Annotated in this window: 14 protein-coding genes; 4 read left to right on the top strand and 10 right to left on the bottom strand. The window is 38.2% G+C overall.

The window, feature by feature from the left end; translation table 11 throughout:
* The 3 genes from AN490_RS19250 to AN490_RS19240 all read right to left on the bottom strand — a co-directional run.
* A partial coding sequence (locus AN490_RS19250; RefSeq protein ID WP_300006505.1) for a calcium-binding protein occupies positions 1-397 on the bottom strand: 397 nt, incomplete at its 3' end.
* Positions 372-3,230, bottom strand: coding sequence for a DUF4347 domain-containing protein (locus AN490_RS19245; RefSeq protein ID WP_300006504.1), 2,859 nt, complete (start codon positions 3,228-3,230; stop codon positions 372-374). The genes AN490_RS19250 and AN490_RS19245, both read right to left, overlap by 26 nt.
* A gap of 229 nt (positions 3,231-3,459) precedes the next feature.
* On the bottom strand, positions 3,460-5,343 hold the full coding sequence (locus AN490_RS19240; protein ID WP_300006503.1) for a hypothetical protein: 1,884 nt from the start codon (positions 5,341-5,343) through the stop codon (positions 3,460-3,462).
* A 516-nt stretch (positions 5,344-5,859) separates the two neighbouring features.
* Between AN490_RS19240 and AN490_RS19235 the strand changes: the two genes are divergently transcribed.
* Together AN490_RS19235 and AN490_RS19230 are read left to right on the top strand one after the other, a co-directional pair.
* A complete protein-coding gene (locus AN490_RS19235; RefSeq protein ID WP_300006502.1) occupies positions 5,860-7,098 on the top strand; it encodes an ATP-grasp domain-containing protein in 1,239 nt (412 codons plus the stop codon).
* 175 nt (positions 7,099-7,273) lie between these two features.
* Positions 7,274-8,176: a CoA-binding protein gene (locus AN490_RS19230; protein WP_300006501.1), complete on the top strand. Its 903-nt coding sequence runs from the start codon at positions 7,274-7,276 to the stop codon at positions 8,174-8,176.
* Positions 8,177-8,309: 133 nt separating this feature from the next.
* Here the strand turns inward: AN490_RS19230 and AN490_RS19225 are convergent, their stop codons facing one another.
* Together AN490_RS19225 and AN490_RS19220 are read right to left on the bottom strand one after the other, a co-directional pair.
* A complete protein-coding gene (locus AN490_RS19225; RefSeq protein WP_300006500.1) occupies positions 8,310-9,413 on the bottom strand; it encodes an aromatic ring-hydroxylating dioxygenase subunit alpha in 1,104 nt (367 codons plus the stop codon).
* Between the two features lie 260 nt (positions 9,414-9,673).
* Positions 9,674-11,935 carry a cation-translocating P-type ATPase gene (locus AN490_RS19220; protein WP_300006499.1) on the bottom strand — a complete coding sequence of 754 codons (2,262 nt, stop codon included), beginning with the start codon at positions 11,933-11,935 and terminating at the stop codon, positions 9,674-9,676.
* Positions 11,936-12,093: 158 nt separating this feature from the next.
* Here AN490_RS19220 and AN490_RS19215 point away from each other — a divergent pair, with 158 nt between their 5' ends.
* Positions 12,094-13,014, top strand: a complete 921-nt coding sequence (locus AN490_RS19215) for a histone deacetylase (protein ID WP_300006498.1) — start codon at positions 12,094-12,096, stop codon at positions 13,012-13,014.
* Between the two features lie 10 nt (positions 13,015-13,024).
* Here the strand turns inward: AN490_RS19215 and AN490_RS19210 are convergent, their stop codons facing one another.
* Positions 13,025-13,231, bottom strand: a complete 207-nt coding sequence (locus AN490_RS19210) for a hypothetical protein (protein WP_300006497.1) — start codon at positions 13,229-13,231, stop codon at positions 13,025-13,027.
* Positions 13,232-13,561: 330 nt separating this feature from the next.
* Between AN490_RS19210 and AN490_RS19205 the strand changes: the two genes are divergently transcribed.
* Positions 13,562-13,699, top strand: a complete 138-nt coding sequence (locus tag AN490_RS19205) for a hypothetical protein (protein WP_015078871.1) — start codon at positions 13,562-13,564, stop codon at positions 13,697-13,699.
* Between the two features lie 47 nt (positions 13,700-13,746).
* Here AN490_RS19205 and plsY read toward each other — a convergent pair whose 3' ends face one another.
* From plsY to AN490_RS19185, 4 genes are all read right to left on the bottom strand, one after another.
* Positions 13,747-14,418, bottom strand: a complete 672-nt coding sequence (gene plsY / locus AN490_RS19200) for a glycerol-3-phosphate 1-O-acyltransferase PlsY (RefSeq protein ID WP_300006496.1) — start codon at positions 14,416-14,418, stop codon at positions 13,747-13,749.
* A gap of 204 nt (positions 14,419-14,622) precedes the next feature.
* Positions 14,623-15,798, bottom strand: a complete 1,176-nt coding sequence (locus AN490_RS19195; RefSeq protein WP_300006495.1) for a DUF3086 domain-containing protein — start codon at positions 15,796-15,798, stop codon at positions 14,623-14,625.
* Positions 15,799-15,936: 138 nt separating this feature from the next.
* Positions 15,937-16,326 carry a DUF3119 family protein gene (locus AN490_RS19190; RefSeq protein ID WP_300006494.1) on the bottom strand — a complete coding sequence of 130 codons (390 nt, stop codon included), beginning with the start codon at positions 16,324-16,326 and terminating at the stop codon, positions 15,937-15,939.
* 58 nt (positions 16,327-16,384) lie between these two features.
* Positions 16,385-17,164: an MlaE family lipid ABC transporter permease subunit gene (locus AN490_RS19185; protein ID WP_015078875.1), complete on the bottom strand. Its 780-nt coding sequence runs from the start codon at positions 17,162-17,164 to the stop codon at positions 16,385-16,387.
* Positions 17,165-17,586: the final 422 nt, after the last annotated feature.

Here is a 17,586-nt window from a genome sequence, read left to right as displayed (position 1 = left end):
AATCATTACCAGCGCCACCAATGAGGGTATCTGCACCAGCACCACCATTAAGAACGTTATTACCAGTGTTACCTGTAATGATATTATTCAGATTATTACCTGTACCATTAATAGCGGTTGTTCCGGTTAAAGTCAGGTTTTCTAGGTGGTTTTTTAATGTCCAGGTGATAGAAGATTCAACGGTATCAATACCTTGATTTAAAAATTCAATAATGACATCTCCTACATTATCTACTACATAAGTGTCATTACCACTACCACCACCTAATAAATCTGCACCTGTTCCCCCGTTGAGAGTGTCATTACCATCTCCACCACCTAAATCATCGTTTCCTGTACCTGCTTTAATCCAATCATTACCAGTAGTACCGTTAAAGCTGACTGGAGATAATATCATTAACTGTCCCTCCGCTGATAATTAAGGTATCTGTGCCATTACCACCTTTGATGGTGTCGTTTTGTTGTAAATTGGCCCATGTGCTGGTGATGGTGTCGTCTCCATATTCAGCATCTATGATATCTTGTTGGGCTGTGGTGGTGAAGCTTTCGTCTTCGTTAAGGTCAGTTACACCAATAGTTAATTGTTTTTCAAAGGATAACCCACCTTGGTCTGTGGTTTTAACTCGAATGTTGTAACTGTTTTTGGTTTCGTAGTCAAAGACAGAGTTGGTTGTGAGTTGATTATTGGTAATGGTAAATACACTGTTATTGGTGTCACCTGTTCCTGCTACTAAACTATAGGTAAAGGTGTTATTAGCATCTGGGTCTGTGGTGGTGAAGTTACCAACTACTGTACCAATAACTTGATTTTCGGCAATGTTGCTGTTAGATAGGGTGATGTTTGTGGGTGCTTGGTTAGTAAATTCACTCACATTAATAATCTTTAAACCGCCCCGACCATCAGACACATAAGCGTAGTTTCCCACTACTTGCACGCCACTAGCCCAGTCACTCATATTATAACTAGCATAAGAACCTTTGAGGGTGGGAGTAGTGGGGTTGCTGATATCAATGATTTGCACTCCATAAGGTCCATTAGCCACATAAGCGTAGTTGCCGACTACTTGTACACCCAATGTAAAGCAGAAAAAATTACTATCAGCATAAGAACCTTTAAGGGTGGGAGCAGTGGGGTTGCTGATATCAATGATTTGTAGTCCTGAATTCCCATCGGCAACATAGGCATAATTGCCGACTATCTGTAAATCATAAGCCCAGCCAGGAGTATCGTAACTGCCCTTGAGGGTGGGAGCAGTGGGGTTGCTAATATCAATAATTTGTAGTCCTGAGACATCATCAGCAACATAAGCGTAGTTACCTACTACTTGCACGCCATTCGCCCTCTCAGGAGTATCATAATTGGCTTTTAGGGTAGGAGCAGTAGGATTACTAATGTCAATAATTTGTAGTCCTGATAAACTATCAGCCACATAGGCATAGTTTCCCACTACTTTTACAGTAGAAGCAAAACCAGAAGTATCATAATTGGCTTTTAGGGTAGGAGCAGTGGGGTTGCTAATATCAATGATTTGTAGTCCTGATAAACTATCAGCCACATAGGCGTAGTTACCTACTACTTGTACGCCAAGAGCATCCCCAGAGGTATCATAATTGCCTTTTAGGGTAGGAGCAGTGGGATTGCTAATATCAATAATTTCCAGTCCTGAACCACCATGAGCAACGTAGGCGTAGTTGCCCACAACTTGCACACCATTAGCAGAAACATCAGAAATATCATATTTACCTTTGAGGGTAGGAGCAGTGGGGGTGCTGATATCAATGATTTTCAGTTCTGACGAATAACCACCAATACCAGGATTGCTGCCCGCAGCTACATAAGCATAGTTGCCCACTACTTGCACATCACGATCAAGAGCCAAGCTAGGATTAGCATAATCCCCCTTGAGGCTGGGAGCAGTGGGATTACTAATGTCAATGATTTTCAGTCCTGAATACGTATAACCATCACCATAACCACCACCATTAGCGACATAAGCGTAGTTGCCTACTACTTGTACACCATTAGCCAAACCAGAGGTATCATAATTGCCCTTGAAGGTAGGATTTGTGGGGTTACTGACATCAATGATTTGTAGTCCTTTACCAGCAACAGCGACATAGGCGTAGTTACCCACTACTTGCACACCATTAGGGTTGCCAAGAATATAATAATAGCCCTTGAGGGTGGGGGCAGTGGGGTTGCTGATGTCAATGATTTGCAGTCCGCCCGACTTCCCATCTTGGACATAAGCGTAACCATCGGCAATATAAGCGTAATTGCCTACTATTTGTACACCATTAGCCAAACCAGAGGTATCATAATTACCTTTGAGGGTGGGGGCAGTGGGGTTGCTGATGTCAATGATTTGCAGTCCTGAATACGCATCAGCGACATAAGCGTAGTTGCCTACTACTTGTACACCATAAGCAGAACCAGAGGTATCATAATTGCCTTTGAGGGTGGGAGCAGTGGGATTGCTGATGTCAATAATCTTTAAACCGCCCTGACCATCAGCGACATAAGCGTAGTTGCCTACTATTTGTATATCGTTACCTTCATAAATAGCGCAATTTCCCTTGAAGATTGGGTTACTAGGATTGCTAATATCAATGATATCCAGTGTATTCCCTACTGCGTAAGCATAGTTTCCTACCACCGTCACAGCCATTGCATAACTTAAACGATCCCACACTCCGACTAATGTGGGTGCAAATACTCCCTGATAGGTGTTTAAGGTTTCTGCATGAAAAACAAGAGAAGTCCCATGATTTTCAGGAATATTAACCTCTAATTCCCAATTTCCCCCTAATGCTGCATTTCCCGTTTTTGTGGCAGACGCGCTAATGGTTGCGTTGGTAATCTCATGTAACTTTGTAATAAACTCTTCTCCAGCATCTCCCGCAGCGACATTACAACCATAGAGTAAAATGTTCTCGCTTTGCCAATGCTGCAATAATTCAGCATATTTACTGATATTATCTAAATTCAGTTGACTATTGCCCAAATACAAACATCCTGGAGAACCGTGAGAAACGATGTGAATGGTGGTTATTTGAGTATGCTGTCGTAAAAAGTCCGTAATTTCCTCAATTCCGTTTTGATTTGGGGAAAGAATAACCGTTTCTACTCCTGCTATCACTCCTGTTTGTAGAGTTTGATAGTCGGAAACTGAGGCATCAATAAAGACAACAGTTGTCGCGGTTTGACGGAGAAAAGAGTTGCTATACATATTTTTTTTCTTTGTGAAATCAAAAATTATCCTATTTCTCGAATAAATACCGCCAAAATAGTCGGTTTTAACCGACTTGAGCTATTAGACAGGGAATTAATTCCCTGGCTCAAGTCTCTGATGACATCGAAATCAAAAATTAAGTTCTTCCTTATCAATCTCATGATAACATCTCTGGGTCAGGATGTGTGTATACCGTAGGTCCTTCTTGTAAAAATTACCCAGTCCCCTACTGTGGTTGCCGCATATACCTTTCCTGTCCTTGGGCATTATAGATAAATACGGGAAGTTGAGCATTTTGACTAATGGCTGTGAGAGCATATTTCAAGCTTTGGAAATGACTTTGTATTTGTGGATTATTGGCTTGAAATAATCGGTCATATTCAGGAGTTAAGCGGACACTAATTTTATGATTCTTGATAGTAAAAGTACAAATCTTAATGGTACTGGTACAAGTGCTATTGAGTTCAGCGCGAGTTTGAGTTAAATCACCATAGAGTTGGAATTGTTCTTGTGCCTGTTTTAGAGATGCTGTATAGGTTTCAATCAGGGGTTCAGCTTGATTGAAATAGGAAGTATCTTGACCCACTTGTTTAGCACTTTGTACAGCCTGTTCCCAGGATTTGACTGCTCCTTGCCATTGATTTTGATGACGATAGGCTTTAGCTTGATTAGCGGCTTTTATAGCTTGTTGATAGGATGTGGCTGCTAATTGTTCTTTTTTGACGCGATCGCGGGCTACAATAATTTTTGGTTGGTATTCTGCTAATAGCTTGCGGGCATTCTCAGTTTCCAAACTATCTATAGGGATAATCTTTAAGGTATTAATTGCTGTCTGGAAATCAGATTCTACCTTTTGCCATTCAGCCACAGATTTAGCAGTGGCTTGGCGTTTAGTAGCGTTTTCTCCTAAAGTTTTGGCATTGGCAATTTTTTGTACCCATGTTTCCTCTTTAAGCAACTGATCATTAACAGTTTTTAAAGTATTTTGATAATTTGGTAAATTAGCTGTTACCAATCCATAGAGTTCATTACTCGGCTTAATTATCTTTAATGAGGTAATTGCCTCTCTCCACAACTTTTGTCTATTGCGTAACTCATCTAAACTCTGAGGAGGAGTTTGAGTTTTTCTCTGGGCTGAAGATCCTATTTGTAAGGCTTTTAGGACCTGGTTGATTTTTGTTGACTGTTCAGAAAAACTATTAACCAATACCTGAGAGTCTTGATAACGGGGAGACCACTCAGGAATTTCTTGCAAATCTGCAACTACTTTATCTAGTTGTTGTTGCATTGTTAATAAGTCCTTTTGTGATTTTGTCCGTTTGATCTGCTGCTGATACTGACTTTTAAATTGCTGTGCTGTTTGTAATTCTTTACATTCAAAAATTACACAACTACGATGGAGAACGAAAGCACCACTACTGGCAAGGAGGGCGATAACTACAGCCGTACCAATAATGATTGGTACGGGGGGAAGTGATAGTGATAATTGTCTGTTTCTGGGTTTGTCTGCGGTATTCGCAAAAGGATCAAACTTTTCTTCAATGTCTTCAATTTTCTCAACTTCGTTTTCATCCAGAGATAAATGTGAATCTGGTAGTAAATAATCTGAGAAAGATTCTTTGGAACTGGGAAGAAATGAATCAATAATGGGTTCGTCTTCGGTTTCTGTAATTGGAGATGATGGTGTTTGAAGATCAGCAGAAATAAAGAGATTGTCTCTCTCATTTTCTATTTTCACTGTTTCTCTTTCTCTGTCTACTGTAGGACTTGGAAATTCATCCTCAGTTTCTTGTTCTGAATCTATACTGGGAATTTGAAAATCTAGGAAATATTGAGCATAGGGAAGCTTTTCACCGGCAATTCTCAAGAAAAATTGTACCCGTTGAGTTTGGTAGTTGAATTGCCATTGCAGTGCTTGTTCTAACACCTCAAAAACTTGCTGTGTGTCAACTAACACATCAGCAGGATGTTGAGTTAAAATCATCAATTCATCATTTCTGATAGCGCATTTGACCTGGAAATCCTGACTATCAAGCAGTTGAGCCACTAATTTTTCCTGCAAGATATCGCTTAAAACTTGTAGATATTGTTGTTGAACTGTTGCTTCCATAAAGCGTTACTGCCACTCTTTCTATATAGTTTTGATTATCAAGGGGACTGGGAATTTAGGACTAGTAGTCTGTCAAATTTATTTTGACGGGTTTTTGGTAGTGCGGGCCGAAAAGCCCGCGTGAGCGAGACTACAGTCCATCATTTTTATCTTGACAAACTACTAGAGACTAGTAGTCTGTCAAATTTATTTTGAGGGATTTTTAGTAGTGCGGGCCGAAAAGCCCGCGTGAGCGAGACTACAGTCCATCATTTTTATCTTGACAAACTACTAGTTTTACATCCAATAGAATCAGTTTCTAGCAGAAGGTTAAATTTGTCACGAAGAATACAGTCAAGGATGATAATTTAGACTTCTATTTTTTTATACAGCTAGATTATCAATTAGACAATCCAATTACAAAATAAATTTTCAGTGAAGCAAAACCAAATTCTATAATTTTCGGTATTGATTGGGCAAAATATCAGATAGCATCTAAGAAAGCGCGTTAGACTTGTCAATACAAGGTGTGTCTCAATGGATTTATTGGAGTATCAAGTTAAAGAATGGTTTAGTAAAATCGGGATTCCGGTCTTACCATCTCAAAGAATAGACCATCCCACAGATTTAAAACGGTTAAAGATTCGTTATCCGATTGTCCTAAAGTCTCAGGTACAAGCAGGGGAAAGGGAAAAAGCTGGTGGAGTTAGGATTGTAGAAACTACGATTGATGCGATCGCTGCTGCACAGAATATATTTAATTTACCAATTTGGGGACAATTGCCGGAGGTTTTACTGGCAGAATCGAAGTATGATGCCCAGGAGGAATTTTATCTAGCTGTAGTTTTAGATACTGCGCTGTGTCGTCCCGTTTTATTGGGTTGCACAGAAGCCAATATTGACTGGGAGACAGCAGGGGAAAAAATTCAGCACGTGGTGGTAGAACAGGAATTTTCGCCATTTTATGCCAGACGACTGGCTTTGAAAATGGGTTTGCAGGGTGAGTTGATGCAAACTGTGAGCGATATTGTCGAGAAGTTGTACCAGTTATTTGTGCAAAAGGATTTGGATTTGGTGGAGATTCATCCTCTGGGTGTGAACTCTGCTGGTCAAGTGATGGCTCTCAATGGCAAGGTTAGGGTGAATAAACAAGCTATTAATCGTCATCCTGAAATAGCTGAAATGGCTACGAAAATGGTTGGTCTTCTTCATGGTAATAAAAAAAGGAGCGGCTTGTTGAGTAGCTGGGATGGGATAGAAATGCCAGGTAAGATTTGTATATTAGGTAATGGGAAAGGTTCTGTGTTAACAACTTTGGATGAGGTTGTTAATGCTCATGGTAAGCCTGGTAAATGTGTCAATTTACGCCATTCTTTTATGAGTGATACTAAACTGACAACTTTTGGCGATCGCCTGATTAGCAGTTTAACAAGTTTGGCCAGTGATGTGAATAGTCAAGTTATTTTAGTCAACTTTTTGGGGACTATTCCTCAAGTTGACCAACTCCCCGAAATTATTACCAAATTCCTCCATTTGGACAGAATTGAAATTACATCTCAAATGTCATCTTCCAATGGAAATAAAAATCAGCAACCATTAAATTTACCCTATTTAGTCCTCCGTTTGGCAGGTTCTGAATTTAATCATGTTAGAGAAAATTTAGTTCCACTACAAACCTCTAATCAATCGCTGATAGTTGTAGAAAATTTAGATGAAGCAGTTAAGGAAGCAGTTCATTTGGCTAAGTTATCTGTGCAGAAAAAAGGGAATAGGTAAAAAGCAAGATTTTTACCTATTACAACGAACAACTGTACGGGCGAAGCATTTGGAGAACTATTTTTGGCAATGACCAGCATTTGGAGAACTATTTTTGGCAATGACCGATAATTTATCTTCCTAATGCTTCGCCCCTACTAACAACTGACAACTGACAACTGACAACTGACAAACTATGAATTTAACAACAGAAAGTAAAGTTTTAATTCAGGGATTTTGTGAATTTATCTCAGCAACTCATATTGCTCAAATGCAGGCTTATGGCACAAATTTAGTAGCTGGTGTCAATCCTGGGTATGGTGGAAAACAAATATATAATCTACCAGTGTTTGATTTGGTAGAGGAGGTTGTGGCCAAATTTGGACAGATTGACACCACAATCATTTGTGTTCAACCTTATCAGGTTTTGGATGCAGCATTAGAAGCGATCGCCTCTAACATCCCCCAAATCATCATTACCACCGCTGGTGTCCCAGCTTTGGATATGGTACAACTCCTTCGCAAAACAGAAGCTGGTGAGACTTTAATTATTGGCCCCAATAGTCCAGGAATTATCGTTCCTGGGAAAATTCTCCTGGGGACTCACGAACGCGAATTTTATATTCCTGGTTCTGTGGGAATTGTGAGCCGTAGCAGTACACTTACCTATGAAGTCGCTTGGGAATTAACAAAAGCGGATTTTGGGCAATCAATTTGTGTTAGTATTGGTAGTGATGCGATTGTTGGTTCTTCATTCCTGCAATGGTTGCAAATTCTTGATGAAGATGAGACCACAGAAGCAATTGTTTTAATCGGACAACCTGGTGGAGAAAGCGAAGAAGCAGCAGCACAATATATTACAGAAGCAATTGATAAACCTGTAATTGCCTATATTGCTGGTAGACACGCACCAACGACACAAAATTGGCAAGAAACAGGGACTTTAGCCAGTGTAATTGGACGTTCTGCGAATTTTGGTACAGCAGAAAGTAAATTGGCTGCTTTTAAATCTGCAAAAATTCCTGTCGCTGATAGTCCCTCTCAAATTCCTAAATTGCTGAAAAATATTCTCATTCCCCAAAGTGTAACCACTAAATAACAGCTAAACACAAAATTAGTATGTATTTATACGATTTTGAAATTTTTTGGTCGTTATACTTATGATTAGGTTCTACCTGGGAATTGATGAAGTGGCCAGTCCACTTCATTTTTATTGTCAAAACCTAGATTTTTCAGTCATTAACTAATTCATCTCGCCATTTTTCACGTTTTTCTCTCTCTTCACGCACTTCTTCTTCCCGTTCCCGTGACCGCACTAATAGCCAACTTTCCCATGTCAGGGGTTTTTGTCGTTCTAAATGGTTAATAAATTGCATAATTGATAAATCTGCTTTGAGGGGAGTTTTTAAATCAAACTGCATGGTTTCTAAAATTTTATCATTAGTTTTGAGTAAGCGATCGCTAATTTTTTTCCCTATCTTTAATATCAATTTATTAATTAACTTTCCTAAAATACCTTGACGTTTCTTGGACATAAATAGGGTTTGACCTGCCGTTTTTCCCCCTGGTAATAACCGAGTTGTAAATATTATATGTAGCTGGGTAGAGTCATTAGTAAAGGAAACTATACTTGTTGTCCCATACCAATAGCAAACACTGTAATTAAAAGAATTATTAAAAAACCGCCGGTAGAGATTTAGCCAAAATGACTTTCCATTAATATTTGTAATCGTGCTAAAAATAACCGCATTTTGATTAAGTTCTTGTTTCTCCAAAACCATTTTTAATGGTAATTTATTAACTAAATTAATTTGTTGAGTATCAATACCCTGAAGAAGTAACACATTGGGATGACAATCAATACTAAATTGCGAACCGAGAGAAAAATCAAAATCTTGGTTTTCCCAATCTAAAACAAAAGGTAAAGGTTGCTGGGGAGTTTCCCCTGTCCAAACCCAAATCATTCCATATTGTTCTGCTGCTGGCCAAGTTTTAGCTTTAAGAGATACAGGTTCATCTACATTAGGAATACCAACACAAATACCTTCTGCATCAAATTTCCACCGATGTAAAACACAGCGTAATTCATTACCTTCAATTTTACCTTCAGCTAAACTCGTACCCATGTGAGGACAGTAAGCATCTAAAATAACTGCACGTCTATCTTTACCACGATATACGACTAAATCCTTCCCAAAAATTGTCACAGCTTTAATTTCACCTATCTGCAAAGATTGAGAAGGTAATACCCAATACCAACCTTCAACAAAACTCATTGATTGGTTGAAAATTTTAGGTTTACGAACTGAGTTAAGATTATCTATATTTGTGTTCATTTTTAGGGTTTTCACTTGCAGTGAAGCGGTTGATCTATTCCTATCATGAACAACTTGAAAAAACAGTTATTTTCAGTACCATCTTAACTATGATTTGTGTGATTAGTTTGATGCAGATGATTAATTAATTGAAAATGTCTTAACTATGATTTGTGTGATTAGTTTGATTGAAATGATGAATTAAGTCTTAACTATGATTTGTGTGATTGATTTGATTTAGATGATTAATTTATCAAAAAGATTACTTTTGCTTTTGCTTCTTACCTAACTCCTGGTTGAAAGTTACGCAATCTTAAAGCATTACTAACTACAGAAACGGAAGAAAATGCCATTGCTGCACCGGCAATAATTGGGTTCAGTAACAAACCAAAGAAAGGATAGAGAATACCCGCAGCAATGGGAATACCAATGATATTGTAAATAAAGGCAAAAAATAGATTTTGACGGATATTATTAATGGTAGCGCGACTGAGTTGAATAGCTGTCACAATGGCTTGTAGATCTCCAGAAATTAAAGTAATATCACTAGCAGCAATTGCCACATCTGTTCCTGTTCCAATGGCAATTCCTACATCTGCTTGTGCTAATGCTGGTGCATCATTAATTCCATCTCCCACCATAGCCACAATTTTAAATTTATTTCCTACTTTTTTTTGTTGCAATGATTTAATCATTGCGGCTTTTTGGTCTGGACGCACTTGGGCAAAAACTTGAGTAATCCCCACTTGATTTGCAATAGTTTGGGCAGTTTTTTGATTATCTCCCGTTAACATTACCACTTCTAAACCTAACTTTTGCAAAGCCTTGACTGCTATTAATGATGAAGGTTTAAGGGCATCAGTAATAGCCATAATAGCTTCTGATTTACCATTTAATGCTAACCAAATGACTGTTTTTCCTTCATTTTCCCAAATTGTTTGATGTGGTTCTAAAACATCCGTATCAATTCCTAACTCTGTAAACCAGCGTTGTGTGCCAACCTGTACCAATTGATCATATACAATTCCTTGAACACCACTACCAACAATGGCTGCAAAATTCTTAACATCAGCCAAACTCACAGCTTGATTAATCGTATATTTCACCACTGCTTCCGCTAAAGGATGTTCAGACTTATGTTCTACACTAGCAGCTAATTTTAATAATTGAAGTTCATTCCCATTCGCTGTACCCTTGATAGTTATAAAGTCTGTAACTGTGGGTTTACCTTGAGTTAAAGTTCCAGTTTTATCAACAACAATAATATTTATTTTATGTGCTAATTCTAAACTTTCAGCACTTTTAATTAAAATGCCATTTTCTGCACCTTTACCAGTTCCTACCATCACAGAAGTAGGAGTAGCTAAACCCAATGCACAGGGACAAGCAATAATTAAAACCCCTACCATTGTCATCATTGCTAAGGTGAAATTAGCTGTAATACTAAACCAGATCATAAAAGTAAGAATAGCTATCACAATTACAGCCGGCACAAACCACCCAGTTACCTGATCTGCTAACCTTTGAATTGGTGCTTTTGAACCTTGGGCTTCTTGGACTAACTTGACAATTTGCGCTAAGAAAGTATCTTTACCAACTCGCGTGGCTTTAAACTTAAAACTACCAGTTTTATTAATTGTTGATCCAATCACCTCATCTCCTGGTTGTTTTTTCACAGGTACACTTTCACCTGTTACCATGGCCTCATCTACCGTAGAATTACCATCAATTACTTCACCATCTACAGGAATTTTTTCACCAGGACGAACTAAAATTAAATCATTAACTATTACTTTATTAATAGGAATATCCATTTCCAAATCATCTCTTATTACCCTGGCTATTTTCGCTTGCATTCCCATTAATTTATGAATAGCTTCTGAAGTTTGTCCTTTAGCCCGATGTTCAAAAAATCGCCCTAACAAAATTAAAGTAACAACCATTGCTGCAACTTCATAATAAACATGAATTTCTAAGCCTTGGGAAATAAACATCCCTGGAAAAAGCGTCACAAATAAAGAATAGAAATAAGCCGTACCCGTTCCCAATGCAATCAAAGTATCCATCGTTGCAGTCCGGCGTTTCAAAGACTTCCAAGCATTGCGGAAAAAAGACCCACCACACCAAAACTCAACAGGTGTTGTTAATACCAATTGAAACCAAGGATTATGAAAAAATTTAGGAACAAAAGGCAAATGTAATCCCGTCATCATTGGTAAAGAACCAAAAAACAGAATAATACTCATTACAATCCCGGTTGTTAACTTGAGAATGAGTTCCCGTTCTGCTGCTAATTTAATCGCTGCTTCTGCTGTATCTTCACCTTCTGTTTCTAACTGAAAAGATGAATAACCAGCATCTACAATTGCAGCTTGAATTTTCGCTAAATTTGTTTGTTTAGGTTCATAATTAATAGTTACCTGTTCTGCACCAAAATTAACATGACAATCAATAACTCCAGCAACGGCTAAAATTGCCTGTTCAATATTATTAGCGCAAGAAGCACAACTCATCCCTTTAAGTTTAAGACTAAGATTATTCATAAAACCTCTTATAATTAACTAATTACCCAGATACCCGACTTCTTGAAGAAGTCGGGTATCTATACGATCTATACTTCACCTATTGGTGTAATATATGATTTTAATCAGTTTCTTGACTTTCACCTATCTTACATTACGGATTCTGGATATAGAAATATATGTTACAAGTTATTTATTCTGACGAATTTTTAGATCACAAAACGGGAATCTACCACCCAGAAAAACCTGAACGGTTGACAGCAATAGTCAATGCTTTAAAAGCTGCAAATTTTGCCGAGAAAATTACATGGAAACTACCTACACCCGTAACATCAAAACCATCTTTAATGTCTTGGATAGAAAATGTTCATTCTACAACCTATATTAACAAAGTTAAAGATATCGCTGCTGACGGTGGTGGTTATTTAGACGGAGATACTCCCATTTCTCCCCGCAGTTATGATGTAGCATTATTGGCAGTTAGTGCTTGGTTAGATGGAGTAGATACAGTTCTTGATACAGCAAATAAAGCTTTTGTATTGGCGCGTCCACCTGGGCATCATGCGGTAAGTGATACAGGAATGGGATTTTGTTTATTTTCTAATGCTGCAATTGCAGCTTTTTACGCTTTGCAACAGCCTAAAATTCAGCGCGTTGCAATCCTAGATTGGGACGTACATCACGGAAATGGGACGGAAGCAATAGTAGAAACTCACTCAGAAATTGCTTATGTTTCTCTTCACCAGTATCCAGCTTATCCCGGTACAGGGAAAGCTTCTCAACAAGGTTCACATAATAATGTCTTAAATTTACCTGTTCCCCCTGGTAGCGATATTACCGTCTATCAACCATTGTGGGAAAGAAAGATATTACCCTTTTTAACTAATTTTTCGCCAGATTTACTGATTATTAGTGCTGGTTATGATGCTAATACTAATGATCCTTTAGCGAGTGTAAATTTGCAACCAGAAGATTTTGGTTTATTTACAGAATACTGTTTAGGTATAACCAAAAAAATTATGTTTGGTTTAGAAGGTGGTTATGATTTACCAAGTCTGGCTGAATCTGTAATTGCTACTATTAAACCTTGCATATGTTAGTATTTTTTAGTTAGCAAAATTCAGAATTTTGTTTTTTGCTAATTTTATATTCTACTAGATTTAAAATCACAATTACTAACTCTTCTCCTTTTTCCATTTTTAGTAAAGATTGATGAATGAAAATTTCAGTATCCTGAATTTTTTCCGATGGTTTTGAAGATAAATAAGTCGTAACTTCCTGAGTAAATTCTCTAAAAATATCTGCCTTATATTCCATTGATATAGGCTGTAATAACAGATGGTGTGTAGATATCTTGAATTGGAGGAGTTCCATAGTTAGCACCAAAATCTAAGTAATTATTAGAACAATCAAAATTACAACAATACTGTTATCAAAGTAGATCCAATTTTTACTTTCAGTGTTTTTTAGTATTGTACTTAACCGAATATAGTTAAAAGTTATCAAATTTTTAGTAATAAAATTTTGTCATCATGTCATGAAAGAGCTAAAGTTTTGTTAAGATCCGATTACAAGGAATTCAGTCACCTGGCTGTGAAGAAAAATTAGATAGTACCAGTAGCTGTATAAAGTTCAGAAGGTGAACAAATGACCACCTATATTTTTTTTGACCAAGCTCTTCAGATGCTTGTCAGTGCCTTTCTTGCGTCAGCTATCATGCTAATCGCCGTTTCAAGTATAGGTTTAGCCGTGATTGAAACCATTGAAAAAACAGGAGACAGTTAAAACTACGCTTCAAAGTAGGGACAGGGCTGAAAAAGTCAATAAGTAGTTTATTCTGTTGACGTTTCTGCCTTTTGTCCAATTTTTGGTTCTGTACCCGCAATTAATCGCTCAATATTGGTGCGGTGACGGATAATTACATATAAGCCGCCAGCAAAACCAAGAAGAATATAGGCTAAAGGTTGATCAAAAATTACCATTAAAATAGAAACCGCTACAGCCCCAGCAATAGAACTTAAAGACACAATTCTCGAAATGGCAATTACTACCGCAAAAACCCCTAATGTTGATAATCCTACCTGCCAACTAATAGCTAACAAAATTCCCACACCACTAGCCACAGATTTACCACCAGTAAAGCCGAGAAAGATTGATTTACTATGTCCTAAAAGGGCAGCTAAACCAGCTAAAGTGACTAAATAAGGTTGCCAAATTTCGATATTGACAATTGGTGGAATTAAGTTTTGAGTAGTAGCAATACTAAATAAAGCGTAACCTAAATTTATTGCTAATCCTCCTTTCAAAGCATCAATTAATAATACAAATGCCCCGGGAATTTTTCCCAAAGTTCTCAGAACATTAGTTGCACCAGTTGAACCAGAACCAACTTCCCGAATATCAATTCCTTTTAATAGCTTACCTGCCAGATATCCAGTCGGAAAAGAACCAAAAAGGTAAGCTATTAAAATCACCACTCCACACAAACTTAACCAAAGAAACATAAATTTGTCAGTTGTTAGTTGTCAGTTGTTAGTTGTTAGTAGGGGCGAAGCATTTGGAAGATAAATTATCGGTCATTGCCAAAAAGGGGCGAAGCATTTGGAAGATAAATTATCGGTCATTGCCAAAAATAGTTCTCCAAATGCTTCGCCCGTACAGTTGTCAGTTGTTAGTTGTTTTGCCAATCACCAATCACCAATGACTAATTAAAAATCATCGTCAAAATTCCGATCTTTCATAGTTTTTGGGTCAGGGGCAAAAGCTAACCAGAGAGGGAATTGCAGTAAAGCTAAACTAATTTGTTCCTCAGAATCATCAATGATAATAAAAGGCATTTGATTGGCTTTAACTAATCTCTCGGCTTTTTGGGCTAAAGCTGTCGGTGCCTCAAATAATACCACTCCTCTGTCGGGTCCAAAATCAGGACGACCAATACCTAAACAATCTTGTAAACCGCGTCGCCATTCGCCTAAACGTTCTGGAGTATTTGCTAAAATCAGAGTTCGCACCCTGTCCCCATATAGTTGATGTAATATCGAAACTGCCGACGAAGCAATTAAAATATTCTGTAAGCGGCTACCCATTGTCCGCAAAGCACCCCGTCCACCTAAGGTAAATAACCAATTTGATAGTTTCTCAGCGTGAATTGGTTCAAAAGTCCGGCGTAACTGCCAGGGTGGTCCATAATAATCTGGCTGGTTACGATATTGGTCAAGCAAGCGGCGGATTTTTTTAGTAGTATCCTGAAACTGCTGTTGTCCAAGTTGTGGGGCTTCTAATTGTTCTTTAACAGGTTTTGCTTCTCCCTGTGGTGGTTTTTCCCGTTCTCGGACAGGTTGTACCAGTTGCATTTGTTCCGCCGCTGATGCCAAATCCTGTAAACTGCCTGTGAGATAGTCCTTAAAACCCTGTACCCGAATTGCTATATCTTGAGAAGTCCCCGCAAAAGTAGTCCGCATTTCATTGCGAATGCGTTCTTGACGACGTTCGAGTTGTTCTACAGAAATTTGTAAAGTTTGTTTGCGTTGTTCTAACTGCGATAATGACTCTTGGACAACTTGCGAAAGTGCGATTTGGGTGACACTTACTTGCTTCTGAAGGGTTTCATAAGTAATTTCCAATTGAGTAATTTCTGCTTTTAAGTCTGCTGACCTATGCTGCAACTGGATTACTTTTTGCGCTGGTTGTGTATATAGTGAATCTGCCGATTCTAATGCTGTTGTTTCTGTGGTTAATGACGTTACCAATTCACCAGATGCTTCAGCTTCTAATTCTAAATCAGCAGATGGTTTTTCTAGTATTTCATCTGTAGGAGGTTGCACTTCTATTTGTTCCAACCACTCATTTATGGGTTCTGGAGTTTGAGATTCTTCTGGGTTCATAAACAACAATATAAATTTTCAGACTTACTGAATTCAGCTATGAAATTCTCTTACTTTAATTTATGGCTGACACCGCACTATCAAAACTCTTCCCTTTGCGCCTTTGCTCCTTTGCGACTCTGCGCGAAACAACAAAATCTAATCAATTCGTGGACAACGTTCTTCTAAACAAGATTTTAAGGTTTTGGGGTCAAATAAAATTGGCAAAAAGTGAATACTGTTCACTTCTTTAAAATAGAACAAAATGGGAACTCGATTCCAGAATATTCGCCAATTTTGCCATTCTTGGTAAGGAAAACGCTTAATTAACTTTTCTCCTCTATAAAGATCAAAATTGGTAGCGGTAAATTGAAAGCGTAGTGTTACAGCTTGCAGCATCAAAAACAAACCCAATAACGTCAATATTCCTCCCAACCAAGGTTGTATTAATAGTACGGGAATAGCGCCCAAGACTAAGACAACAGGAATATTGTAACTTGGCTTTAGTTCTACTGTTGATATGGTGTTAGGTGTCAATGAACTGGTCAAAATCTTTTCTCCTACTTACATAATTCGTAATTCTTAACGACTCTATCTTGCCTCTAAATCATTTTACTAATCCACTACCCGGCCCCTGAAACATGACCCAAGACAGAAAGAAGTTGCTAATGAATATAACTAATAAGGCAGTGACAACAGCAGTTGTTGTTGATTGTCCCACACCTTTAGCACCTCCAGTAGTGGTTAAGCCCCAACTACAACCGATGATGGCGATTAATACACCAAAGCAAGCGGCTTTAATCATAGCACTGCCAATATCCCAGATATCGAGAAAGTCACGCGCTGAGTCTAGAAATACTGTATCTGAAAGGTTGTAAATATGAGTGGCTATAAGCATTCCCCCAGACATTCCTGTAATTAAGGATAACAAAGTTAAAATCGGCAGCATGATGAAGCAAGCCAGAAGCCGGGGAATGACTAGATAATCAATAGGATCTGTTTTTAACATTAACAGAGCATCTATTTGTTCTGTGACTTTCATTGTGCCGATTTCTGCCGCAAAAGCCGAACCTACCCTTCCAGCTAAAACTACTGCTGTTAATACGGGGGTAAGTTCTCTCGTCAATGCTACTGCTAACACGCCACCAACGAGGTTTCCTGCCCCAAAATTGATGAACTCCCTTGCTACCTGAATTGTAAATACTGCACCCACGAATATGGCTGTTAATAGGGCAATAAAGAAGGAGTCGGGTCCAACTATTGCCAATTGTTCTAGGGTGTTCCGGCGGTGAATTTTACCTTGGATTAGGTGAAATAAGACTTGTCCACCTAAAAATATCGCGGCCAGCAATCGCTGACTCCATGTTTCTAAACTGGATTTAGCCATTGGTCACTGGTAGTGGGGAATGGAATTAACATTACTAATATGCAAATTATTAACTTAGTTTACGACTAGTCTCATAAAATTGAGCGAGTTTTTACAGTGTTTTTACTTCTAGTAAACTGCACACTGAGATACAAACCCTGATTATTTCATGGTTTTACAGATTTGAAACATCGCAAACACTAAATGCACCTGGAGTAACTATTACCAGTACAACTTAATGAAAACTTAAGATTCTTGACGAAATAAATGTTTGGGAGCGATCGCCAGTATTGTAGAGAGTGGCAGATAAATTTTCGGCTATCTCTCAAGTTACCCACTATCCCGGTCTCACAATGAGAGCATAAATAAACGGAGTAATCTGTAGTTTATGTGAACCAAACCACTCAAAACATGAGTAAACGTTATCTAGGTCATAACACCTT

The sequence above is a fragment of the Anabaena sp. AL09 genome, assembly GCF_001672255.1.
Classification (GTDB): domain Bacteria; phylum Cyanobacteriota; class Cyanobacteriia; order Cyanobacteriales; family Nostocaceae; genus Dolichospermum; species Dolichospermum lemmermannii.
This window is presented reverse-complemented; position numbering and strand designations above follow the sequence as displayed.

Coding starts and splice junctions, on each gene's coding strand:
- AN490_RS19245 (WP_300006504.1), bottom strand. CDS start 3,230: ATGTATAGCAACTCTTTTCTCCGTCAAACCGCGACAACTGTTGTCTTT.
- AN490_RS19240 (WP_300006503.1), bottom strand. CDS start 5,343: ATGGAAGCAACAGTTCAACAACAATATCTACAAGTTTTAAGCGATATC.
- AN490_RS19235 (WP_300006502.1), top strand. CDS start 5,860: ATGGATTTATTGGAGTATCAAGTTAAAGAATGGTTTAGTAAAATCGGG.
- AN490_RS19230 (WP_300006501.1), top strand. CDS start 7,274: ATGAATTTAACAACAGAAAGTAAAGTTTTAATTCAGGGATTTTGTGAA.
- AN490_RS19225 (WP_300006500.1), bottom strand. CDS start 9,413: ATGAACACAAATATAGATAATCTTAACTCAGTTCGTAAACCTAAAATT.
- AN490_RS19220 (WP_300006499.1), bottom strand. CDS start 11,935: ATGAATAATCTTAGTCTTAAACTTAAAGGGATGAGTTGTGCTTCTTGC.
- AN490_RS19215 (WP_300006498.1), top strand. CDS start 12,094: ATGTTACAAGTTATTTATTCTGACGAATTTTTAGATCACAAAACGGGA.
- AN490_RS19210 (WP_300006497.1), bottom strand. CDS start 13,231: ATGGAATATAAGGCAGATATTTTTAGAGAATTTACTCAGGAAGTTACG.
- AN490_RS19205 (WP_015078871.1), top strand. CDS start 13,562: ATGACCACCTATATTTTTTTTGACCAAGCTCTTCAGATGCTTGTCAGT.
- plsY (WP_300006496.1), bottom strand. CDS start 14,418: ATGTTTCTTTGGTTAAGTTTGTGTGGAGTGGTGATTTTAATAGCTTAC.
- AN490_RS19195 (WP_300006495.1), bottom strand. CDS start 15,798: ATGAACCCAGAAGAATCTCAAACTCCAGAACCCATAAATGAGTGGTTG.
- AN490_RS19185 (WP_015078875.1), bottom strand. CDS start 17,164: ATGGCTAAATCCAGTTTAGAAACATGGAGTCAGCGATTGCTGGCCGCG.